Annotated in this window: 24 protein-coding genes and 3 pseudogenes; 15 read left to right on the top strand and 12 right to left on the bottom strand. The window is 69.3% G+C overall.

The window, feature by feature from the left end:
• The first annotated feature begins 595 nt into the window (after positions 1-595).
• The 3 genes from ACWCP0_RS34890 (at position 596) to ACWCP0_RS34880 (ending at position 1,833) form a co-directional block, all read left to right on the top strand.
• Positions 596-922, top strand: coding sequence for a WhiB family transcriptional regulator (locus ACWCP0_RS34890; RefSeq protein ID WP_451082764.1), 327 nt, complete (start codon positions 596-598; stop codon positions 920-922).
• Positions 923-1,141: 219 nt separating this feature from the next.
• Complete coding sequence (locus ACWCP0_RS34885) at positions 1,142-1,444, top strand: ArsR/SmtB family transcription factor (RefSeq protein WP_451082763.1); 303 nt, start codon at positions 1,142-1,144, stop codon at positions 1,442-1,444.
• Positions 1,441-1,833 (top strand): VOC family protein, encoded by a 393-nt coding sequence (locus ACWCP0_RS34880; RefSeq protein ID WP_451082762.1) that lies wholly within the window; start codon positions 1,441-1,443, stop codon positions 1,831-1,833. Before ACWCP0_RS34885 ends, ACWCP0_RS34880 begins: the two co-directional genes overlap by 4 nt.
• Before the next feature lie 39 nt (positions 1,834-1,872).
• Here ACWCP0_RS34880 and ACWCP0_RS34875 read toward each other — a convergent pair.
• The 6 genes and pseudogenes from ACWCP0_RS34875 to ACWCP0_RS34850 form a co-directional block, all read right to left on the bottom strand.
• Positions 1,873-2,076, bottom strand: a pseudogene (locus ACWCP0_RS34875) (IS630 family transposase); the annotation flags it as partial.
• A gap of 444 nt (positions 2,077-2,520) precedes the next feature.
• Entirely contained in the window at positions 2,521-4,152 is a 1,632-nt protein-coding gene (locus ACWCP0_RS34870; protein WP_451082761.1) for an IS200/IS605 family accessory protein TnpB-related protein, read from the bottom strand.
• The gene (locus ACWCP0_RS34865; protein WP_451082760.1) at positions 4,145-4,720 is read right to left on the bottom strand and encodes an IS607 family transposase; all 576 of its coding nucleotides are present in this window, start codon (positions 4,718-4,720) and stop codon (positions 4,145-4,147) included. Before ACWCP0_RS34865 ends, ACWCP0_RS34870 begins: the two co-directional genes overlap by 8 nt.
• A gap of 161 nt (positions 4,721-4,881) precedes the next feature.
• On the bottom strand, positions 4,882-5,022 hold the full coding sequence (locus ACWCP0_RS34860) for a hypothetical protein (RefSeq protein ID WP_451082759.1): 141 nt from the start codon (positions 5,020-5,022) through the stop codon (positions 4,882-4,884).
• Between the two features lie 977 nt (positions 5,023-5,999).
• Positions 6,000-6,153 (bottom strand): annotated as a pseudogene (locus tag ACWCP0_RS34855) (transposase); the annotation flags it as partial.
• A 3-nt stretch (positions 6,154-6,156) separates the two neighbouring features.
• Positions 6,157-6,651, bottom strand: a complete 495-nt coding sequence (locus ACWCP0_RS34850) for a PaaI family thioesterase (protein ID WP_451082758.1) — start codon at positions 6,649-6,651, stop codon at positions 6,157-6,159.
• 93 nt (positions 6,652-6,744) lie between these two features.
• On the opposite strand from ACWCP0_RS34850, the gene ACWCP0_RS34845 reads away from it, so the two are divergent.
• On the top strand, positions 6,745-7,212 hold the full coding sequence (locus tag ACWCP0_RS34845) for a winged helix-turn-helix transcriptional regulator (protein WP_385427318.1): 468 nt from the start codon (positions 6,745-6,747) through the stop codon (positions 7,210-7,212).
• Between the two features lie 1,002 nt (positions 7,213-8,214).
• Positions 8,215-8,826, top strand: coding sequence for a dihydrofolate reductase family protein (locus ACWCP0_RS34840; RefSeq protein WP_451082757.1), 612 nt, complete (start codon positions 8,215-8,217; stop codon positions 8,824-8,826).
• Positions 8,827-8,893: 67 nt separating this feature from the next.
• On the opposite strand, the gene ACWCP0_RS34835 is transcribed toward ACWCP0_RS34840, so the two are convergent.
• On the bottom strand, positions 8,894-9,100 hold the full coding sequence (locus ACWCP0_RS34835) for an STAS domain-containing protein (RefSeq protein ID WP_451082795.1): 207 nt from the start codon (positions 9,098-9,100) through the stop codon (positions 8,894-8,896).
• Between the two features lie 232 nt (positions 9,101-9,332).
• Between ACWCP0_RS34835 and ACWCP0_RS34830 the strand changes: the two genes are divergently transcribed.
• Positions 9,333-9,626 (top strand): YhjD/YihY/BrkB family envelope integrity protein, encoded by a 294-nt coding sequence (locus ACWCP0_RS34830; protein ID WP_451082756.1) that lies wholly within the window; start codon positions 9,333-9,335, stop codon positions 9,624-9,626.
• 5 nt (positions 9,627-9,631) lie between these two features.
• Here ACWCP0_RS34830 and ACWCP0_RS34825 read toward each other — a convergent pair whose 3' ends face one another.
• Positions 9,632-10,288, bottom strand: a complete 657-nt coding sequence (locus tag ACWCP0_RS34825; RefSeq protein ID WP_451082755.1) for a pyridoxamine 5'-phosphate oxidase family protein — start codon at positions 10,286-10,288, stop codon at positions 9,632-9,634.
• A 255-nt stretch (positions 10,289-10,543) separates the two neighbouring features.
• Here ACWCP0_RS34825 and ACWCP0_RS34820 point away from each other — a divergent pair, with 255 nt between their 5' ends.
• From ACWCP0_RS34820 to ACWCP0_RS34810, 3 genes are all read left to right on the top strand, one after another.
• Entirely contained in the window at positions 10,544-10,816 is a 273-nt protein-coding gene (locus tag ACWCP0_RS34820) for a DUF5133 domain-containing protein (protein WP_451082754.1), read from the top strand.
• Positions 10,817-11,431: 615 nt separating this feature from the next.
• Complete coding sequence (locus ACWCP0_RS34815; RefSeq protein WP_451082753.1) at positions 11,432-11,632, top strand: hypothetical protein; 201 nt, start codon at positions 11,432-11,434, stop codon at positions 11,630-11,632.
• Between the two features lie 14 nt (positions 11,633-11,646).
• On the top strand, positions 11,647-11,853 hold the full coding sequence (locus ACWCP0_RS34810; RefSeq protein ID WP_451082752.1) for a YbdD/YjiX family protein: 207 nt from the start codon (positions 11,647-11,649) through the stop codon (positions 11,851-11,853).
• 148 nt (positions 11,854-12,001) lie between these two features.
• On the opposite strand, the gene ACWCP0_RS34805 is transcribed toward ACWCP0_RS34810, so the two are convergent.
• The gene (locus ACWCP0_RS34805) at positions 12,002-12,286 is read right to left on the bottom strand and encodes a hypothetical protein (RefSeq protein WP_451082751.1); all 285 of its coding nucleotides are present in this window, start codon (positions 12,284-12,286) and stop codon (positions 12,002-12,004) included.
• Between the two features lie 421 nt (positions 12,287-12,707).
• Here ACWCP0_RS34805 and ACWCP0_RS34800 point away from each other — a divergent pair, with 421 nt between their 5' ends.
• Complete coding sequence (locus ACWCP0_RS34800; RefSeq protein ID WP_451082750.1) at positions 12,708-13,031, top strand: hypothetical protein; 324 nt, start codon at positions 12,708-12,710, stop codon at positions 13,029-13,031.
• 547 nt (positions 13,032-13,578) lie between these two features.
• Here ACWCP0_RS34800 and ACWCP0_RS34795 read toward each other — a convergent pair.
• Together ACWCP0_RS34795 and ACWCP0_RS34790 are read right to left on the bottom strand one after the other, a co-directional pair.
• Entirely contained in the window at positions 13,579-15,147 is a 1,569-nt protein-coding gene (locus tag ACWCP0_RS34795) for a glycoside hydrolase family 10 protein (protein WP_451082749.1), read from the bottom strand.
• Between the two features lie 71 nt (positions 15,148-15,218).
• On the bottom strand, positions 15,219-15,959 hold the full coding sequence (locus tag ACWCP0_RS34790; protein ID WP_451082748.1) for a peptidoglycan recognition protein family protein: 741 nt from the start codon (positions 15,957-15,959) through the stop codon (positions 15,219-15,221).
• A gap of 440 nt (positions 15,960-16,399) precedes the next feature.
• Here ACWCP0_RS34790 and ACWCP0_RS34785 point away from each other — a divergent pair, with 440 nt between their 5' ends.
• From ACWCP0_RS34785 to ACWCP0_RS34770, 4 genes and pseudogenes are all read left to right on the top strand, one after another.
• Entirely contained in the window at positions 16,400-17,197 is a 798-nt protein-coding gene (locus ACWCP0_RS34785; protein WP_451082747.1) for an aquaporin, read from the top strand.
• Between the two features lie 44 nt (positions 17,198-17,241).
• Complete coding sequence (locus tag ACWCP0_RS34780; protein WP_451082746.1) at positions 17,242-17,442, top strand: PAS domain S-box protein; 201 nt, start codon at positions 17,242-17,244, stop codon at positions 17,440-17,442.
• A 28-nt stretch (positions 17,443-17,470) separates the two neighbouring features.
• Positions 17,471-17,604: pseudogene (locus ACWCP0_RS34775) on the top strand (IS110 family transposase); the annotation flags it as partial.
• A 172-nt stretch (positions 17,605-17,776) separates the two neighbouring features.
• A complete protein-coding gene (locus ACWCP0_RS34770) occupies positions 17,777-18,313 on the top strand; it encodes a hypothetical protein (protein ID WP_451082745.1) in 537 nt (178 codons plus the stop codon).
• 171 nt (positions 18,314-18,484) lie between these two features.
• Here ACWCP0_RS34770 and ACWCP0_RS34765 read toward each other — a convergent pair whose 3' ends face one another.
• Positions 18,485-18,826 carry a hypothetical protein gene (locus tag ACWCP0_RS34765; protein WP_451082744.1) on the bottom strand — a complete coding sequence of 114 codons (342 nt, stop codon included), beginning with the start codon at positions 18,824-18,826 and terminating at the stop codon, positions 18,485-18,487.
• A 417-nt stretch (positions 18,827-19,243) separates the two neighbouring features.
• On the opposite strand from ACWCP0_RS34765, the gene ACWCP0_RS34760 reads away from it, so the two are divergent.
• Positions 19,244-19,927, top strand: a complete 684-nt coding sequence (locus ACWCP0_RS34760; protein ID WP_451082743.1) for a hydrolase — start codon at positions 19,244-19,246, stop codon at positions 19,925-19,927.

Below are 19,927 nucleotides of genomic sequence, written 5' to 3'. Positions count from 1 at the left end.
GGGCCAAGAACGCCCACCGCAACGAGCTCGTTGTCGGCTTGGCGGGATGGTGAGGCGGCCACTCTTCCGTCGGCGATTCCTCCCCATTCGCCACGCTTCAAGGTGGTCACTCGCCTGGCGAGATGAGGCGTGTCGTGCCCGGGCGACAAGGTGATGGAGCTCGGGGCGCGGGGAGTCCCACGGCGATGCTGCACCGGTGCGGGCAGTGCGGCGTGATGGCGCGTGAACTGACCCGCCGAGTCGCCAAGTCACCGAGTCACCGAGTCCCCGAGTGACCGATGACCACGACAGGCCGGGCTGTTGCCGCCCGTGCCCCGCGCTGATCACGGTGATCGAGGGGCACCCCTACTGCGTCACGCCCACACCTGCGACAGCCCGCCTCCGCCCTCGGCCTCGCCCACTGCGCGGATGCAGCGCCGGCTACACCGGCCCGTGGAAGCGTCTTCCTTCAACGCCTCACGTCTCCTGACCCACACCCACCTACCAACCTCGCAGCCCGGATGAGGCACGGGGGGGGTCAGCGGCGCGACTTCCCGGCAGGCCGGGAACCGACAGCGGCAGCGGGGCGTTGCGGGCATTGAGGAGGAGGGAAGACATGACCAGCGGAAGCGCCCACTGGCACACGGACGCTGCCTGCCGGACGACCGACTCGGAGGAGCTGTTCGCCGAGGCCGCGGAGCAGAAGCGCGCCAAAGCCCTCTGCGTCGGGTGCCCGGTACGCACCGAGTGCCTGGCCGAAGCCCTCGACAACCGGATCGAGTTCGGCGTGTGGGGCGGCATGACGGAACGCGAGCGCAGAGCGCTGCTACGCCGCCGACCCGGCGTCGACTCCTGGCGCGACGTGCTGGAGGGGCTCGCCGCGGGCACGAGCAGCCGCGGGCGAGCTGATCCCACCGGTCAGGCGCCTCCTACGCGTCCTTGAGATGCCGATGACCGTCGCCGGTGGGCCGGTCGGCCACGACCACGCGTGCCGCCCTGTCCTGGGCACCGGGTCAGCCTCCCGCCGCCTCCATCCGCGCCCCGGGCGAGACCACACAGCGTCCTCGCTGCCCGCGGGCCTGCGCCCGCCGACGGCGGGCCGACTCGCGACGCGGTGCGCCTCGACTTGATAGGCAAGTGAGCATTTGCCTATCCTGTGGTCGTGGCCGACGAACTTTTCAAAGCCTTGGCCGACCCCACCCGCCGCACCATCCTCGACGAGCTCGCGGAGAAGTCCGGACAGACACTGTTCGAGATCTGCTCGCGACTGAGCATGAAGCATCAGCTCGGCATCTCGCGCCAGGCGGTCTCCCAGCACCTCGCCGTGCTGGAGACCGCCGGGCTCGTCGAGACCAGGCGGGAGGGCCGCTACAAGTTCCACGACCTCAACACAGCCCCGCTGCGGCAGATCGCCGAGCGATGGCTCGTGCCCGACACATACGGACCGGAGGAGAGCACCCCATGAAGATCCATCTGACCAGCGTCTTCGTCGACGACCAAGCCAAGGCCCTGCGCTTCTACACCGAGATCCTCGGCTTCGTGAAGAAGCACGACGTCCCGGTGGGCGAGAAGGACAGGTGGCTGACCGTCGTCTCGCCCGACGAGCCCGGCGGCACCGAACTCCTCCTGGAGCCCGCCGGCCACCCGGTCGTCAAGACCTACCGCGACACGCTCGTCAAGGACGGCATCCCGCTCGCCCAGTTCGCCGTCGACGACGTGAAGGCGGAGTACGAGCGCCTGCGCGGCCTCGGCGTCCGCTTCACCCAGGAGCCCCTGGAGATGGGCGCCGTCACCACCGCCGTCTTCGACGACACCTGCGGCAACCTGATCCAGATCGCGACACAGCCGCAGTAGGCGGGCGGCCGGGTGCGGGGCTCGGCCGCGGCGGCGTCTGCGCCAGGTACGGACCGCGTCTGGAGCCACCCGCAGCCGACGTGACACCTCCATGATCGAGTAGCCTTCGGCACACTCCAACACGATCCGCGACCGCAAAGCCGACGCCTGAGCCGTCGACCGCCGACGCACCCATCCCTCAAGCACGGCCCGCTGGACGAGAGTTACCGACAACGACGGGATCTTCGGTCCAGGACGGCTCATGCCGGACTAACGACAAATCTCCGACTCAGGTCAATAGAGGCGCTGTTGAGGGTTCGGCGCGTCAGCACATCTTGTAGTCGGCTCGGGTGGAGTTGTCCGAGCACGTGGCGGCCTTGGTGCCGTTCGCGCTCTTCAGCGTGGCGGTGTCCTGTCGCTGTTCCACACGTACGCAGCCCGCCCCCGGTAGCGGTTCGTGCTGGTATTTGCCGACCTACACGCGCCGTTCTCACCTGTGGTGGCTGTCGGCCTGGTCCGCTGGGCCGCTCGGTCAGACCCGAACCCGGGCTGAGACCAGTGGCTGTGCTCGGTGTGGCAGATCAAGTTTGACCACACCGAGCGTCAACAGGGTGGTCACCTGATGTGGTAGCTCGCACCGATGAGGAAGCTATTGCTCGAACACGAGGCGTAGGAAGGGTAGGGCTCGTAGGTCTTCCTCCACCGTTCCTAATCAGTGAGCAGGAGTGAGTCTTGGACCCAAACCTGTTCAACTGGCGCATCCCGAACGGTTGTGGATGCACTGGTCACCCGCGTTCTCGCCGCGTCCGGCGACACGGATCGTGTCCGTGGTCCGGGGATGCGGGGGCGGGTTTCCTCACGCCCGCGGGTGCCGTGTCCGGCCTGGGCGGTCCGATGCCCCACACGATCGCTCTGGTCGTGTGGGGGCGGTGCCGTCCGTCGCCGGACGCGGTGCCCGAGAGCGCGTCGCCCGATCGCGACGCCAGCGGCGTCGTGGCGGGTGGTCTTGCGGTTCTTGCTGCTGAGGGGCTTCTGCCAGTGCTCGGCGCCCCAGCGGGAGGTGTAGGCGGGGTCGACGACGACGATGCTGATGCCGAGTTCGGCGGCCATGGACACGAGCCGTGCCCGCAGTTTGGCGACGGGCATGCCGGAGATCAGCTTGCGGAACCGCTTCCTGCGGCCGTGCTTCTCCCGCGTCTTCTCCGCGCCGAAGTCCAGGTCCTCGATCGCGATGGAGACGTCTTCACGCCGTGCCCAGTGAAGGAGGCGGGTGAGGGCGTGCCTCACCTGGGCGTCCCGGTACGTGGCCGGCCCGTCGAGGTCGTAGAAGAATCGGCGGGGCTCACCCATCGGGTTGCCGTGCTCATCCAGACGCCATGCTGCGAAGTGGTCGGCGTTGGTGTCCACACCGATGAGTCCGTTTGCCCTGGCCACGGCCAGGGGAACGGTCTGGACCGGGGGAATCGTCCACGATGCGGTGAGATACCAGCGGCCCCGGTCCACGTCCAGGTGGATGCGGTAGGCGATAGCACGGTTCGCCGCTACGCGGTCGGCCCACTCTTCATCGCGGTGCCAAAAGTCGATCCGGCCGTCGAGCACGTACCGGCCGCGCGGGGCGTTGGCCAGGTACGCCAGAGGAGCCGGGAGCTTGATGCCGACCTCGCCGTCCAAGCTGACGCGGATGGTCTCGTTCCCGAAACGCTTCCCTGACTCCCCGTCTGCCTGGAGGAACCAGCGTTCGGCATCCCAGCGCTCGCGCCACTCGTGCTCGGTGAGCTGGGCAGCTTCCAGATTATGCCGGCCTCGAGCCAGTCGCTTCCCGCCCCGCACCACGTGCACGACACCGGCCTCACGGTCGGACCGCTCGCGTTCCAGCCGGTCTTCCAGCACATGCAGGCGCCGGGTCTTTTGGAACCACTCCTGCTTCGTGCGGTAGCCACCCGGCGCCCGCTTCGTGCCCTTCTGTCCGACCGGCTGGGAGAGGCGGTGCGCGATCGTGCGCACCCCGGCCTCAAGGTTGTGGATATGGGCGAGGTGGGCACGGCGCGCCAGGCCCCACTGGTCGTGGGTGGCCTTCGTGATACTCCCGGCCCAGCGGGAGGACGACTCCTCGGTCAGGGCCCGCTTGCGCTCCGCCCACTGGTCGCTGTCGTGATCGGTACCCGCCCGGCAACGTGCCTTGAGGTCGGCACAAGCCAGCGAACTCAAGTGTGCGCCCACCAGGGGCAGCACCTCACGGTCCCGCTGGGACATGCCCTTGATGCTGGTGCGGGTCGCCACCCCGGACGGGCCTGGCGCGACGAACGGCGCCTCGATCGTGCGCAGTGTGGAGTCAGCCATGCTCGGCGGCCTCCAAAGCCTTGCGGGCACGCATCTTCGCCGACCGGCGACCGTACAGGCGAGCACAGAACGAGGTCAGCACCTCCACCATGTCGCGCACCAGGTCGTCTTGGACCTCGCCGTCATCAAGGACCACGAGGCGGCGCCCATGCGCGGACAGGGCGGCTTCCACAAGTTCGGTGTTCATCCGGCCCAGCCGGTCCTTGTGCTCGACCACCACCGCGGTCACGTCCGGATCGGCCAGCAGCCGCTCGACTTTGGGGCGGGCACCGTTCATACCGGATGCGATCTCGGCCTCCACGCGCACCACCCGGTGGCCGGCCTGCGCCGCCCACCGGGACAGCCGGGCGACCTGCCGTTCCAGGTCGGTCTTCTGGTCATGGGAGGAGACACGGGCATACAAGCCCAGCCCGCCGATCGCCTCGGGCGCCGCGTTGACCTCCACGTTCACGAGGATTGTTCGCGGGCCGACCCGCTGAGCCGGTACCGGCAACGTCCCTTCGCGGAACCAGCGATACGCGGTCTGCGGATGCACGCCCTGCGTCTTCGCCCATTCCGTGAGATTCATACTCTGACAACGACACTCACTCATACATGGTTACGCTCACTCACCCGACTTTGAAGAGCAGCAGTTGAAGACCCCCCATAGAAGTAGTAGACGTGGTCTGGGTTCAGGTCATCCTGGCAGATGGCCACCGCTCGGAACTCTTTGTGGCCGTAGTTGGAATTTCAGTAGGCGACAGTGGTGTCCACGTCGTACGGACCCCAAGAGCATTCGCCGTTGCTCTGGGCGGCAGCGGGTGCCGCACCCAGGCCGACCAGCATGACAGGTACGGCGATGGCCAGGGCGGCGAACTTCTTGTATGCCAAAACGACCCCTCTCTCTCGTGGTGCTTCGACAGCGCCGCGGACTCACCAGGCGGTGAAGGCGATCGGTTTGGGAGAGACCAGCCATCGCCGAGCGTGCCGCATAGGGAGCTGCATTGCCCTTTGTCCTGCCGATGTTGACGCACTCTCGGAAAAGGCTTGGCATACGTCGAGCAGCTTCACGACCTCGATGGCCCGAGAGCCAGAGTCAGTCAGAACTGTGGTGTGCGGCAGGTCCTCGCAGACCAGCAAGGACGACGCACTCATCGTGTCCGGTCCCTCCACCAGTCCGCAGATGGTCGGCAGCATATGGCGAGGCTCGGCAATCACGTCCTGAGGAGATCGAGTCCGGCTCGGGCGGCATTTCCGGTCGGCGTCGCCTTGGTGCCATCGGCTGAGCTGGGTTCCCCAGGGCGGCAGTGGGCCAACGACCGGAGAGCATGCCGGATGCTCCCCACGGATACTGTCGCGGATGGCGTCGGTCGGTGTGCGGCACCTGCCCGCCGGCGGCCCGCCTGCTTGCGGGCGAGACATCGTGCTCTGCCCGGGCCGCCTTTTCTGAGGCTCGAGACCGGGCAGCGCTGAGCTGGTGCTGCGATCAGGGCCGCCCAGGGCACCACCCGGCCCGGAGGAGGCCTTCCTCCCCGGTGATGATCTGCACCGCAGTGCGCTGCCTCCGGTTGGTCAGCACGTTGGCCGACAGAGCTGAGGCGCGCCCCACTCGCTCGGTCCACCGACCACCGCTTCGGCGACGTCCTCCATCCGTGCGTCACGAGGCCCCGCTCCCGCGCCGAGCTGTCGCGGGCCTCGCGAGGCGACGAGTCGACGTCCTCTTCGCGATGCTCCGCGACGGCACGTTCTACGACCCGCAACCTGCCCCACCAACTTGGCCAAACCCATAGAGGCACCTCTTCGCCGCCCTGCGGCGTGCGCCTTCGCGTCCGCCTCGGCCTGAAGCTGGGTGAGGATCCTCGCTGGGTCCCGTCCCGCTGCCAGCGCCGGAACAGGGCATAGACCCGCCCACGGCCCGTACCTCTCGGGCACGTCCCGCCAGGGTGCACCGGTCCGGGCTCGCCACCGTACGCCGTCCATCAGCTGCCGCCGCGTCCACACCTGCGGACAGCCCGGCTTGATGGCCTAGCGGGCGGGGACGGGGAAGAGCATGCAGCTGCTCGTGGCGTGGGCGAGCAGGCGGTCCTGGGAGTCGACCAGCTCGGCCTGGGCGAGGGCGGTGCGGCGGCCCTGGTTGAGGACGGTGCCAACGGCGCGGACCTTGCCGGTGTCGACGGTGATGGGGCGCAAGAATTTCAGGTTCAGGTCGAGCGAGGTGTAGCCCATGCCGACCGGGAGGACGGACTGCACGGCGCAGCCGGCGGCGGAGTCGAGCAGGGTGGCGTAGACGCCGCCGTGGACGCTGCCGATGGGGTTGTAGTGCTCCTCCCCCGGTTCCATCACAAAGACCGCGCGGCCCGGCTCGACCTCCTCCAGGGTGAATCCGAGGGTCGCGGCGATGGGCGGCGCGGGGAGGCGCCCGGCCAGCACGTCCCGGAGGAACTCCAGACCGCTCGCCCGGCCGACCGCAGCCGCGGAAACCTTCGGGTCTCCCCACTCGAACGTGCGTGACCTCGCCATTGGACGTTCCTCCCAGACTCACTGACTTCGTCATTCGAAGCTAGCCAGCCGCACCTCTGGCTGTCAATGCCAAAGCCAGCCTACGATGACCACATGACCTGGCTGGAGACCAGCACCGAGAACTGCACGGTGCAGCGCACCCTCGACCTCATCGGCGAGAAGTGGTCGCTGCTGGTGCTGCGCGATGCCATGAACGGCGTACGCCGCTTCGACGACTTCCGCCGCCACATGGGACTGTCCGAGGCGGTGCTGGCGGACCGGCTGCGCAAGCTGGTCGCCGCCGGGATCCTGGACACCGTCCCCTACCGCGAGCCCGGCAGCCGTACCCGCAACGAGTACCGGCTCACGCCCAAGGGCTGGGACCTGTGGCCCGCGATGATCGCCCTCAAGCAGTGGGGCGACCGCTACACCGCGGACCCCGAGGGCCCGCCCCTGGAGGTCCGCCACCGCGACTGCGGCGAACCCGTCGAGACCGTAGCCGTCTGCACCGGCGGGCACGACGCGCTCACCCCCCAGCAGGCCTACACCCGCCCCGGGGCCTCGGCCCGCACCGCGCGCTGACCCACGCCCCGGCCCCGGCCCCGGCCGCAGGCCGCCTGCGCCTCCTCCCAGCGGGTGGCCTGGGCGCCGGTCATAGCGCCGCGCGGTTGCCCCCGAAGGCACGGCAACCGAAGGCTGACCATGTCCGTGCGGGCTGCCTTCGGCTCAACCATGGCCGGTGTGGTGGATGTGGTGCGGGTCGGCGTCAGGGAAGGCTCGCACATGCTGGCCGGTGAGGATGCGTGCAGATCTGCGAGGCTGCAGGCGGGTGGAGCGCTCTCATGCCCTCGCGCATGCCCGTCACCCAGGGGTCGTCCGTGCTCCGCGACGGGCCTGGCCGGCTTGACGCACACCCGGACAGGCGGATGCGCCCCGCATGGAGTCTGGCGGGGCCGCGTGGCCCAGCTGGCCACAGCAGTCGGGCAGTGTGCCGAAGGCGGGTGGGAACCGGCCGACGAACCGGTCACCAGTGGCGGCGGGGTCGAATTCCTGCAGCCATGCGGCGCCGAGGTGACGTTGAGCGCACTGCACGGCCGAGCGGCCCCGCTGGTAGGCGAAGCTGGCCTGGTGAGGAGTGAGCCGACCGAAGATGTGGATCAGGAGCCAGCGTTGGACGTCCATCAGAACTGGGGTCGGGGGCGACGACAGTGCGTGGCCTAGCGGTCTCACGCTCGGGTCGGGAGAACTCCGAGCAGGGGTCGCGTCGGCGCTGGACGACTTCCCGCAGGTACAGGTAGGGCACGCCGGTCAGATGCGCGACGTGGGCCAGGGTCAGAACGGGCGTCAGGACTTTGCCGTGCAGGCGCCGCATCTGGGACAGGGCCTCGTCGATGACGTCCACCGATAGGTGGCCATGCGCAACGATATGGCCATGTGCTCCTCGCCGGCCATCCGACCTGCGAGTCTGGTGACGGATCCGCTCGGGCTCGCGCAGGCGGCCACGGGCATCAGAAATGGGGATGGTCGCCTCTGACCGCCGAAGCGGCTGATCGGCCATCGAGGTCGAGGAGAGAGTGGTGCGCGATGAAGCTGGTTGTGCAGGAATTCCTCACGCTCGACGGTGTCTCCCAGGGGCCGGGGTCCCCGGACGAGGACACCAGCGACGGGTTCACGCGGGGTGGCTGGTTCGTGCCGCACCTGGACGAGGAGTTCGACAGGCTCGCCGACACCTGGCTCGGCGAGGCGGACGCGTTCCTGTTCGGCCGCCGTACCTACCAGAACTTCGCGCGGGACTGGCCGAAGATGACCGACCACCCCTTCGCCGGCATCCTGAACGGCCTGCCGAAGTACGTCGCCTCCCAAAGCCTGACCAAGGCCGAGTGGAACCCGACCACCATCCTGTCCGGCGACATCCCCGCCCAGGTGGCCGAGCTGAAGCGGCAACCCGGCCGGGAACTGCAGATCCACGGCAGCGCCCAGCTGGCCCAGTCCCTGCTGGCCGCCGGGCTGATCGACACCCTGCGGCTCGTGATCGCCCCGGTCGTGGTGGGCCAGGGACGACGCCTGTTCCCGGACGGCGGAGCACCGGCCGGCCTGCGGCTCGTCAGCCATCACACGACACCGCGCGGCCTCTCGGTGCACATCTTCGAATCCACGGGGCTTCCGCAGTACGGGACCTACGGGTCCGACGCGTAGACCCCTGGTGCCACACCGGAACCAACGATAGTGATCGCCGGACGAACTCCCCCGCCTCGACCGGCGATCACTGACGATCCCATCTACACGTTCCGCTGGAGTGACCGACTCCACGGCCCAGGCTGAGCCGGACGTCGAGAACCTTGTCCGCGCCGGTGATCTCGAACAGCCACCTCAGCTGCGGCTGTGGCATCGCGATGCGCAGTTCGGTGGTCCGATGGACACGCAGCAGCAGATTGAGGAACGCGGAGTCTCCGAAGGTGACTCCTGACACATCCAGGACCACGGTCGGGTGATTGGCCGACGCCGCGGTCAGCGCATCGGCCAGCGGAAGGACCAGCGCTCCGCCTGGCGGACGGTGCCACGCGGCGTCGTCACGGCCTGCGTACTGCTTGTCGCTCTGGTCCTGAGCGCCTGGTGCTCACGCTCAGCGGGGAGTTCGCCGCCGCCCTGGGCGGGGCCCTGGGCCTCGGCGGTGCGGCGGCCGCCACCTGGGACGTGCTGAAGTGGCCGCTGCTGCTCCGCCTCGCGGCCACGATGGTGCTGGTGCTGTTCCGCTCCGGACCTGCCCCGGTACGAGCAGCCCGGCAGCGGGCGATCGGAGGCGGCCTTCCGTCGTCCTGTGGCTCACCGCCTCCGTCGCCTTCGCGTCGTACACCGCGCACGTCGGCACCTATGACCGGCTGTACGGACCGCTCGCCGGCTTCATCGTGTTCCTGGTCTGGCTGTGGGTGTCGAACCTCGCGCTGCTGACCGGTGCGCAGTTCAACGCCGAGCTCGCCAGGACGCGGGCCCGGTGACCCGTTCAGGTCAGGCCCGGCGGCGGGCCGGTGGGCGTCGAAGTCCGCACCCCCTCGCACTGCGCGGGCAGGAGCGGGGAGCGGGGGGCGAAGTAGTCGCCGTCCTTCGGCCGGTCGGCCTGCGGGCGCGGACGCGGCGCGGGCTCCAGGTGCGGGATGTGCTTGGAGCAGTGCACGTACGCCTCCTCCACCGTGATGTGCACCCAGAGTTCGGGCCGTCTCCCCGGAGCGGTGTCCACGGGCAGGCGAGGGTGGGCCCGCCTCTGGTCCTCGTCCCGGTGCAGCCGCGCCGTGCCGTTGACGTGCAGGCCGATGTGGTCATGGGTGAAGTCGACGAAGAGCAGGCCGATGTGCGGGTTCTCGGTGATGTTCCCGGCGCTGGCGAGCACGCCGTTGCCGCGGTATTCGGGGTAGGTGAGGGTGCGGTCGTCCAGGACGGTGACGAAGCCCGGGGGGCCGGCGCGGAAGGTGACATCGCAGGCTCCGGCGGCGTCCGCCGTGGACAGGAACGCCATCGTCTGCCGTCCGATGAAATCGGCCATCTGCGGGGTGAGGCGGGGCTGCACCTGGCGGTCGTAGAAGGTGCCGGCCTGGTCGGTGGTGCCGAGCAGCTGCTGCAGGCGGCGTTCGCCTGCGGAGCCGGAGGACTGGATGGAGTTCACGGAATGCACTGTTTTCCTGTGGGCCGTCGGTCGGGGGGAGGGGGAGGCTCCGGCACTCTAACGCCGCGTCAAACATGTTGTCCTTGTTGGTGCAGATGTACGGCGGGACGGTGGACCCCGATCACGTCCGGGCAGCGGCCACCGGCGCGGCAGTTGCACGTCCGCCCTGTGAGGGGCATTTGATGTATGCGGCACGGCTCGGTGAATGCGGGGCACATGGTGAACACATCAGAAGAAGGAGTGGGCGCTGTGTTGATGCCGGACCCCAAGGCGCTGCGGAGCCTCCTGGCGCGTTACGCGGACCTGCGCATTGCCGCACCGAAGAACGAGGAGAGCGGTCTCGCCCTCGACGACGTGACCTACACGTTGTGTGTGATGACGGCCACGAGCGCCATCGAGGACGCGCTCGAGAAGGCCGATGCGCTCCTCCAGGGTGCGCGGACCGCGACGCCGTGGCCCCCGCCCTCGACCGGCTCCACCACGCCCGAGCCGCACTCGGACGACCACGACGTCACCCTGGTCGCCTGACGGAACACGTGAGAACGCCTCCGGGCGTGCGGCTCGTCGAGGACACCGCGGTCTCGGTGGGCCCACAGGGTGCCGACGTCGTGCCCGGAGACGGCCTCGATGCGGTGGTCGAGCGGGGAAACGCGCGCCGGGCTGCTGTCGGCCCGGGATCAGGGGGCGCAGGCGCGTATTCCTTGTGCTCAGCGGGCTTGGCGGTGCGAGGGGTTGTGCGCCGCGCGGGGTAGGTACCGCGGAGGGCAGCGCACCCGGCCTCGGCACCGAACCGCAGGTCGTGAGCTGCGGGAAGTGAGATCGCGCCCCATGGGTGCGAGCGCTGAGCGGTCGGCTGGGCGGGCCAGGGCACCCGCTGCGCGCCGCCATCGTGTCAGCCGGAAGCTGCTCGGTGCCGCACTCACGGCCGAGGGCCTGGTGAACTGCCCCACGAAATAGTGGCATTGGTCCTTCGGCGACCGCTACTGGGCTCTGTCCGCCGGCGAGGCCGCCGCCCGCTACGGCCCGAAGGAGATCGCTCCTCGCGGGTGACGGGCCGGCTGTGCCGGACCCGTGGATCACACGACGGGGGGCGGCCTCCCCGGCGGATGCCCTTCTCGCTGCGGACTCGCCATCCTCATCCTGGTGGTCATCGCCGATGCGGCCAGGGTCTGTGTGAAGTCGATCCGCTCCCCGGAGACCATCCGTCTCGCCGAGGTGCCGTACGTGGAGTCGAAGCTGGCGGCGCCGGCCGGGCTGATTCCCACCAAGGCGGAGAAGGCGGAGTTGGGAGCGGCCGGCACCGGTGGTGCGGACCACGAGGCGGCGGGATGCGGGAAGGCGTGAGGACGGTGGCGGGTATGGCGGCGGTGAGTGGCGTGCGACGCGCGGTGGGCTGGATCCGCTGGTACGTGCGCGAGGTGTCGGGCGAGTCCGGGTACGACCGGTACGTCGCCCATGCCAGGTCCCACGACCCGGGCGCGAAGGTGATGACGCGCCGCGAGTTCGAGCGCAGCCGCATGGACGCCAGGGAGGCCGATCCGCGCGAGGGGTTCCGCTGCTGCTGAGCCGTACATCGCCGGGCCGGCGCCCGTCCGGCCCCACGGCGGAGCCCGGTCCGGCTGCGGTGCGCGCGCAGTGGGCACAGTCGAACGGCCGCTCGGTCGTGCGACGAAAAGGCCGTCAAGCGGGGCGTACGACGCCCCGCCTGCGCCGCTATGCAGAAGCCACCACCTCCCCGGCCATGACCTGGGGAGGGTTGGGGAGCAGTGACGCGAGGTTGTCCCGCACGAAGTCCGACGCCCTCGCGATCGATTCCTCGGCACCGGCCTGGTCCTGGAAGACGCTGGTCGAGACCATCATTCCGTTCCCGGCATCGATCCAGTAGTAGGCCACGAAGCCGGGGACCTGGCGCATGAGCGGCACGAACCCCTCTTTCACGATGCGTGCCGCCTCGGCCGTATCGGTCACCCCTTCGTACCGCCGAACTGCTGCGTACATGGCCAATCTCCTCGCGGGTTCCGGGTTCGTCCATGGCTGAGACGCCGTACCCCTGTGACAGCTGCCTCGCTCGCGAGGCGTCCGGCATTCACCGGAAGGGCCGCCTTGCGTGATCCGAACGGCGGCTTCGGTCCCGGACACACGACCCTGCGCGGGTCCGCCACGGCCGGTGTCCGGCAGGCCGCATCACAGATGCGCGTGGCGCAGGATCGTCCACACCTCCACCAGCGTCAGCTCCGGGGCCTCCGCGGAGCGGGAGCTCCAGCCAGGCCCAGGACTGGCACAAGGACTCTGACCGGCCACCAGGCAGGCCTCGCAACCGCATGCCCGCCGCGATGGCGGTCGCCATCACGCCGCCTGGAGGCGTCACCGTGATCGCCCCCGGCGCGGACGAGGTTGCCGCGTTCCTGCGCCCCAGCCGGTGAGCGCCCTGCTGGGGGTCGGCCCGGCCACCGCCACGACTTCACCCGCTAGGGCCGGACGACGATCGGCGGCCTCGCCGACGCGCCCCTGCCAGGCCGTTCAGCGCGTCCTCGGCGCCAAGGCCGGCCGAACGCTCCACGCCCGCGCGCACGGCGTCGACGACCGTCCCGCCATCCACCAGGCCGCACCCCCTCCACCGCTGCCGACCACCGCTTCACCGGCGACGAACTCGACCCCCGCCCAGCACCGACGCGCCCTCCTGGTCCTCTCGGAGCAGCTCGGCGAGCGGCTGCGCAATCGCGGGCAGGCGGCAAGGCCGTGACGATGACCGCGGCCTTCGCCGACCGAACCCGGCTTCACCGCAGCCGCCGGCCGGCCGATGGGCCGTCCGCGCACACCGACGCCCTGCCCCCGCACGGGTTCACCTGGCGCCAGACGGCCGGCTGGTGGAGCAAGGACCATCAGCCCGACGCCGACGAGAAGGCCGCGGCCGACGCCCTGTACCGGCGCCTGAACAAGTCACCGGACTCCCGCCCCGAGCAGCTGGTGCTGCGCACGCACTGCGCCCGCCGGGCCGAGCCTGACGGCTTCGAGCTGCCCGCTCCGGTCCCCCACCCCCAGGTCTACCTCCACCACGACCCGTACACCCGCAGGAGCGGCAATCAGTCCGGCACACTGCACTGGCAGCGCATGGACTTCCTCCTCTTGGCCCCGGACCGCTCCCGCATCGTCATCGAAATCGACGGCGTCCAGCACTACAGCCGCAGGAACCCCCCGATGAGAAGGGCCGGACGGCTCGCTCCTTGCCGGCCGGTCGACCACGTGAAGCCGACCGGCCGGCTGCTTCCCCGACGGGTTACGGCACTTCGTTACGGCACTTCGAGGAACAGCGGGAACGCCGCTTTCGCGATCTGGCCCTTCGTCACCCTCACCACGGTCGCCGGAGAGCCGATCACACCCTCCGGCAGGTCCAGGGTGAGCAGATACACGCCCGGTTCCATATGGGCGAAGCCGAACCAGCCCGAGCCGTCACTGGGCCGGGTGGTCTTCTTTCCGCCGGTGGTGAGCGGGTGGAGCGTCACCGGCACCTGATCCAGCGGGCCGCCGCCCCGGAGCGCCAGCCTGCCCGTCACATGCCCGTCCTGGGGCGCCGCCTTCCAGGGCATGCCGGGCACCGCCGCCTCGTCCTTGAACGGCGCGTCCTCGCCCTGCGTCAGCGCCAGCACCAGCTTGGCCCGCTCGACCGCCAGGCCGTTGGCCGCCACATCCATGCTGGGACTGGCGTACGCGTAGCCGCTCCAGCCTGCCGCGGTATTGCCTGCCGCGCTGGGCCGCAGCGCCTCCCTGACCTGGCTGAGCGAGTCCGCGACGCCGTTCAAGTACAGCGCGGGTCCGTTGACCGCCTGCCGCTCGCCTTGGTGGTCGGCCAGGAACTCGGACCACTCGGAGAACATCAGCGCCTGGTCCGGGTTCCAGTTGCGCTTGTAGTTCATGGTCACCGCGGTGTCCATGATCCCTTCGTCCAACCACCCCGCCCAGTCCTGCAGGACCTCGGCGTAGGTACGGGTGGCCTGCCAGCCGCCGACCGCCTGCGGCCCGTGCCCGTAGGTGATGGCGTCCATCGACAGGCGGGCCTGCGGGTCGACCTCCCAGATACCGAGATAGATCTTGCGCACCAGATTGGTGACCTGGCTGCGCCGCCAGTCACCCCAGGCGGCGTCGGACGGGAGGGGTATGTCGGTACGGCCTGTCGCCTGTTGGAAGCGGGCGACGGACACGTCGTTGTAACCCCAGTCGCTGTGGGTGGTCGTGGAGCTTCCGTCCGGGTAGCGGACGTAGTCGAGGTTGATGCCGTCCACGTCGTAGTTGCGGACAATGCTCTGGATGCCGCGGACGATGTAGTCGACGGCCGCCGGATGGCCGGGGTCGACATAGGCGTTGGCGCCCACCAGTTCCTGGCCGTTGGCCTTCTTGTTGAGCCAGCGGTCGGCGCCGGTGACGCCCGGGCCGTGCCGGTTGAAGACATGGTCCGGGGAGCGGGGCGGGGTAGTGCTGTTCCACATGGTGTTGACGTTGACCCAGGCGTGCACCTGCAGTCCGGCCGCATGCCCCTGCCGGACTATCTCCTCCAGCGGATCGTAGGGCTCCGGGGCGATCGCGGCGTCGGTGCGCGGGTACAGGGCGTTGTTGCAGAAGCAGTCGTAACGGCGGGCGGTCTGGACGATCAGAGCGTTGGCGTTGACGTCCAACGCGTCCTTGACCAGGGTCGTGACCTGCGCGGGTGTGTAGATGCCCGGGTTGAAGGCGTCCACCCAGTAGCTGCGCCACTGGGCCGGCGCCGCCGCGCCGTCATCGGCGTGGGCGGGCAGCGCGGTGACCGCGCCGAAGAGCAGGCCGAGGACCGCCGCCAGGGTTATGAGTACGCGAGGCAAACGCATGTGATGTGTCCCCTGTGAAGTTCGTCGGTTACGGGCATACGTCGTGAGATGGTGGCGGGCCCCAGCTGGTCCTAGGCGAACGTGGCGCCCCAGGTGGCCGGCCCGACGATGCCGTCCACGCTCAGGCCCTTGCTCGACTGGAAGGTGCGGCAGGCGGAGTCGGAGCCCGGTCCGTACTGGCCGTCCACGGTGAGGGAGTAGCCGTGCGCGCTGTTCATCCGGTACTGCCAGGTCGCCACGCTGGCGTGCACGAAGGTCGGCGGCTGGCGGAAACTGACCCCGGGGTGGGGCAGTGGCCCGCCACCGGGGTTGACCTCGCCGCTGAGCACCCGGGAGTACAGGTTGCCTGGGCAGTCGGTGGCGTGGTGGTCGCGGTGGCCACTGATGGCCTGCGCGGCGCCGCCCGACACCCGCAGGCGGTTGATCCCGAAGCGGACGGCGTCGATCAGCTGGGCGGTGATGGTGTCGTAGTTGCCGCTGGTGCCGCCGGTCAGCGCACAGACCGCGTACCAGTCGTCATTGCCCTGCGTGGTGCCCTGGGCGGCGGTACGGACGTTCTCGCCGCGGCCCTGGAAGAGGTAGCCGTGGACGCAGGCGAGGTGGCTGTAGGCGATGTCCGACCAGCCGTTGGAGTCCATGTGGAAGTTCTGGATGCCCCGCACCTGTCCGGCGCAGTCGGCGTGGTTGGCCTTGGCCACCTTCACGGCGTCGACGTGATGGACGACCACGCCGCCCTGTGCCGGGGTGATGTTGCTGCTGACGCTCTTGGGCGCCCGGGCACCCCACTGGGTGCGGGTGACGAACGTGGCCATCAGCTCCGCCCTCCTCGGCCCAGGGCACAGCTGACGGTGGCGTTCAACGGCTCGACGTGGGCGTTGCGCGCTGCGTCGGGGCCATAGACGGCGCCGGGATGGCGGGGGTGCGTGACGATGGGGAGCTCGCGGCTCCCCGGCGGGTTGGGGGTGGCGGCACGCACGGGTCCGGAACATATGACGGGCAGCGCGAGCGCACCGCCGGCTGCCGCCAGCAGCGCGGCGCGGCGAGATGGGCCGTGAGTCAACGGTCCTCCAGGTGGGCGTGAAGTGGGTGCGATTGTCCGGACGTTGACAGGGCCCAGTCAAGGCATCGGCAAGCAGGAGCAACCGGCGTGCAACCTCAAGGAGTTGGACGGGCCGACGTGGCGGGTTCCATCCGGGATGGCTGCCGGGGGATCCCCGGGGGACGGCGCCGGGCCGGACGGCCCCTCGAGCTGATGCGGCCGCAGCACCCGCCGCTCCGGATGACGGGGTGGTGTGTTGCTGTTCGTCGGCCGGCTGGTGGTGCTGGGGTTCGTCCTCGGCGGCCAGGCGCACGCGAGAGTCGCCTCCGGCCGACAAAGGTTCGTCGCCGTTCTCCGGCACGGCCAGCGAGGAGGGGGAGCGGGTTACCGCCCTGCTCGAGGTCGGCGGGCTGGTGCATCACCGGCGGCAGCGCGTTCCCAGGTCGCGACGTCGTGCCCTATGTGCTGGCCCAACTCGCGGGGTCCGCGGCGGGGACAGGGTTGGCGCGCCTGGCGTGGGGGCGCTCGGTCTCCCTCCCGTCGGTCGACTACGCCGCGATCATGCCCGCGCCCACCTGGCAGCCCGTGTCCGTCTTTCTCGCCGAGGCGCGAAGCATGGCGGCCATCGTCCTCGTCGTCGGGTTCCTCCTGGCCCATACCCGCTTTGCACGCCTCCTGCCCTATGCCATCGGACTGTCCGTCGCGTTGGTGATCGCCCTCCTCGGTACCCGTAGCGGGGGCTCGATCAACCCGGCCCGACAACTCGGTCCTGCCGCGTTCGCCGGGCAGACCACGGATCTGTGGATCTATCCGGTGGCGCCGATTCTTGGTGAGGTCCTCGGGGCCTGGCTCGACCACGTCCTCAGGCGGAGCCGGCTGCCGGCACGAGAGGTGCGGGCGGCAGTGAGCGCCGACTTGTCGCGGGATGGCAATGTCCCGGCCGTGGGCGTGAGCCGAGGCTCCGCCCGCCACACACCGGCCTCGACGGTGGCCACGACCGAACACATCTGAGGGGCGAGGGACCGAGCCCGGGGGAAGCACGGAAGGGATGACCGATGAGCAAGTCCACGGAAACGGCAATCTCCGAACCGCTGACGGACTCCGAGACGGTCGGTACCGCGATAGCGCTGCTCCATGCGGAGGGAACGGTGTTGGGGTGGTCCCGGGCCGCCCAGCAGCTCGTCGGCTACTCGGCCGCCGATCTGGTGGGGCGATCCGCCGACGTCCTGCTGGTGGCTTCGGACGACCGGGCCTAGGCCGCGGCAGAGGCTGCCTCTGGTCCTTGCCACTATCACCGGATCACCTGGTGCCAAAGCACACTACCGGCGACGGCGCGACGACCACGGAGACTGGCACGCAGCCGCCCGGAGTAGCGGCTTCAACCGCATGACCTCCAGCTCCACCAGTGCCCCGACACCGCAAGCTGTTCGACGAGCGCTGGCCTTCCCAGCCGCAGTCGTCACCGTAGCCTGACGTGGGAGAGCGCACGTCCGTCAGTCCTTCCCACCAACGCTGGGCCGTGTCCGACAATGATCACATTGCCGCACGTCGCCGAGGCGAAGGCGAACCCGATAGGGAAAGGTTCTGCGTGTGATCGACCAACAAGACACTCCACGGGGTGAGTTCGTGCTCGCAGACGGATTGAGTCTGACGGCAGTCCAGCATGTGCACCGCGAGGCACTCCATGTCCTGCGCTCCGACATCGACGCAGCCCACCTCGACGCCTACAGCGACGGCGCTTGGCCGCCTGCTGTACTGAGCTCCTATGAATACGCGCTGTCCCTCGCCCGTGAGGAGGTCGCAAGCGGCACTCGCTCCCAGCGAGACGACCTCGGGATGGGTATCGACATCGACGTCCGCGACGACAAGCAGTTCGGTGCACTCGCGGATCTTGCTCCCTACACGATCAACGCTGAAGGCCGGCAAGGCGACTGCTTGATTTTCAGCGCGAACGACACGGGAACCTCCCTGTGCATCGCCGTCACCCAGGAGCAGGAGACAGCGCTTCTTTCCCGATTGGACGCGCTGGGGGTCTCGTCGACGGCCCTTGCTCCGCTCCAACCCCGAGGGCGACGCCTGGGCACCCTCATGGCTCGGATGCGCGGAGCCAAAGCATCAGCGAGGTGAGGTGCAGTCCGACCTGACATGGCGCCTGCCAACGCCTGCACCGACGCGACGAACGCGAGGCCGAGCACTACCTCGCGTTCGTCGCCATATCCGCGGCCCTCAGCGTCCACCGCCGCCTCGCGGCCCATTCCCACCACTGTTGCGACTCAGCAGGCCGGTGTGTCGCTTCAGTCACCCCCTGCGTGGCTGGTTGTCCCTGTCGATCAGGAAACGCGCTGTCTGTAGTGGGTCACGCGGGGGCTGACCTACCTGATGGAGTTGCCAGTAGCGGGCCACTCTCTGCTCCAGATCGGCCAGGTCAGCTCCGTCGGTCCTGGTCAGAACGACCGGGCCTTCCCACGCTTCGGGGGCAGCGAGTGCCAACACGCGGCCGTCAGGGGTGTAAGCAGCCGTGTACTCACCCTCGGACACATCGATCGCCTCCAGGTAGTTCGTGGCGTGCACGAAGGAGTCGAAGACGACGAGGTCTTCGTCTTGGTCAAAGACGAGCACGGTGTCGGGAGGGAAATCCATACCGATCACTGTGACAGCCGCTTTCGCAGTGCGTCCACGAAGAAGTCGAGGTTCGCGGCCCCGGGACGGGATCCGATGGCCTGCAGGAACACGTCGTGCACACCGCTGGGACACCTCGATGTGTTCCGCGGTGATGCTCAGCGATTGCGTCCCACTGAAGCCAAGGCGGCCAATTCGCCGTTAACTTCCGGGCTCGGGCTCGGGGAGCATCTGCATGCGGAGTGGTCCGGCCGGGCTCCTGCTTCGTTGATCCCTGGTGTCCCCGCTGTGTGCAGGGCCGATCCGAGCCGGACCCACTGGCATCCCGTGTCACAACATCCTGCTCTGTCCTGTCCATTCACTGACAGACAAAAACAGAGGCGACAGGTGACGCGCTACGCACGTCATCCGCCGACGTCAAGAAACGAGGACATCCCCATGGGTCTGAATCGCGAGCTCACCGACGCCGAGATCGTGGCCACCCCCGCCCCCAGCCCGGACCTGCTGACCCCGGACAACGCGGTGTTCCTGTTCGTCGACCACCAGCCGCAGATGTTCTTCGGCGTCGGCAGCGGCGACCGGACGGCGATCGTCAACGCCACCGTCGGGCTGGCCAAGTCCGCCAAGGCGTTCAACGTCCCGGTCGTCCTGAGCACCGTCGCGGCGGAGACCTTCTCCGGCCCCGTCCTTCCTCAGCTCGCCGAGGTCTTCCCCAAGGAGCCGGTCATCGACCGCAGCACGATGAACCCCTGGGAGGACAGCGCCGTCATCGAGGCGATCAAGGCCACCGGCCGCAAGAAGATCGTCCTGTCCGGTCTGTGGACCGAGGTGTGCGTCGTCCTGCCCGCGCTCTCCGCGCTCGCCCAGGGCTACGAGGTGTACGTCGTCGCCGACACCTGCGGCGGTCTGACCCCCGAGGCCCATGAGCACGCGATGCAGCGCATGATCAAGGCCGGCGCTGTCCCGGTCACCTGGCTCCAGGTGCTGCTGGAGCTGCAGCGCGACTGGGCCCGCACCGAGACCTACAACGCCGTCGCCACCATCGCCAAGGAGCACGACGGCTCCTACGGCCTCGGCTTCGTCTACGCGGAGAAGTTCATCGGCGCCAACGCCGCCGGCTGA

This window comes from Streptomyces sp. NPDC001970 (assembly GCF_053594115.1).
This window is presented reverse-complemented; position numbering and strand designations above follow the sequence as displayed.

Excerpts from the sequence above, each read along its gene's own strand:
- ACWCP0_RS34820 (WP_451082754.1), top strand. The coding sequence starts at position 10,544 with ATGCCGGACCCCAAGGCGCTGCGGAGCCTCCTGGCGCGTTACGCGGAC.
- ACWCP0_RS34785 (WP_451082747.1), top strand. The coding sequence starts at position 16,400 with ATGCGGCCGCAGCACCCGCCGCTCCGGATGACGGGGTGGTGTGTTGCT.
- ACWCP0_RS34890 (WP_451082764.1), top strand. The coding sequence starts at position 596 with ATGACCAGCGGAAGCGCCCACTGGCACACGGACGCTGCCTGCCGGACG.
- ACWCP0_RS34795 (WP_451082749.1), bottom strand. The coding sequence starts at position 15,147 with ATGCGTTTGCCTCGCGTACTCATAACCCTGGCGGCGGTCCTCGGCCTG.
- ACWCP0_RS34865 (WP_451082760.1), bottom strand. The coding sequence starts at position 4,720 with ATGAATCTCACGGAATGGGCGAAGACGCAGGGCGTGCATCCGCAGACC.
- ACWCP0_RS34850 (WP_451082758.1), bottom strand. The coding sequence starts at position 6,651 with ATGGCGAGGTCACGCACGTTCGAGTGGGGAGACCCGAAGGTTTCCGCG.
- ACWCP0_RS34765 (WP_451082744.1), bottom strand. The coding sequence starts at position 18,826 with ATGGATTTCCCTCCCGACACCGTGCTCGTCTTTGACCAAGACGAAGAC.
- ACWCP0_RS34780 (WP_451082746.1), top strand. The coding sequence starts at position 17,242 with ATGAGCAAGTCCACGGAAACGGCAATCTCCGAACCGCTGACGGACTCC.
- ACWCP0_RS34805 (WP_451082751.1), bottom strand. The coding sequence starts at position 12,286 with ATGTACGCAGCAGTTCGGCGGTACGAAGGGGTGACCGATACGGCCGAG.
- ACWCP0_RS34760 (WP_451082743.1), top strand. The coding sequence starts at position 19,244 with ATGGGTCTGAATCGCGAGCTCACCGACGCCGAGATCGTGGCCACCCCC.
- ACWCP0_RS34790 (WP_451082748.1), bottom strand. The coding sequence starts at position 15,959 with ATGGCCACGTTCGTCACCCGCACCCAGTGGGGTGCCCGGGCGCCCAAG.
- ACWCP0_RS34870 (WP_451082761.1), bottom strand. The coding sequence starts at position 4,152 with ATGGCTGACTCCACACTGCGCACGATCGAGGCGCCGTTCGTCGCGCCA.
- ACWCP0_RS34880 (WP_451082762.1), top strand. The coding sequence starts at position 1,441 with ATGAAGATCCATCTGACCAGCGTCTTCGTCGACGACCAAGCCAAGGCC.
- ACWCP0_RS34840 (WP_451082757.1), top strand. The coding sequence starts at position 8,215 with ATGAAGCTGGTTGTGCAGGAATTCCTCACGCTCGACGGTGTCTCCCAG.
- ACWCP0_RS34810 (WP_451082752.1), top strand. The coding sequence starts at position 11,647 with ATGGCGGCGGTGAGTGGCGTGCGACGCGCGGTGGGCTGGATCCGCTGG.
- ACWCP0_RS34845 (WP_385427318.1), top strand. The coding sequence starts at position 6,745 with ATGACCTGGCTGGAGACCAGCACCGAGAACTGCACGGTGCAGCGCACC.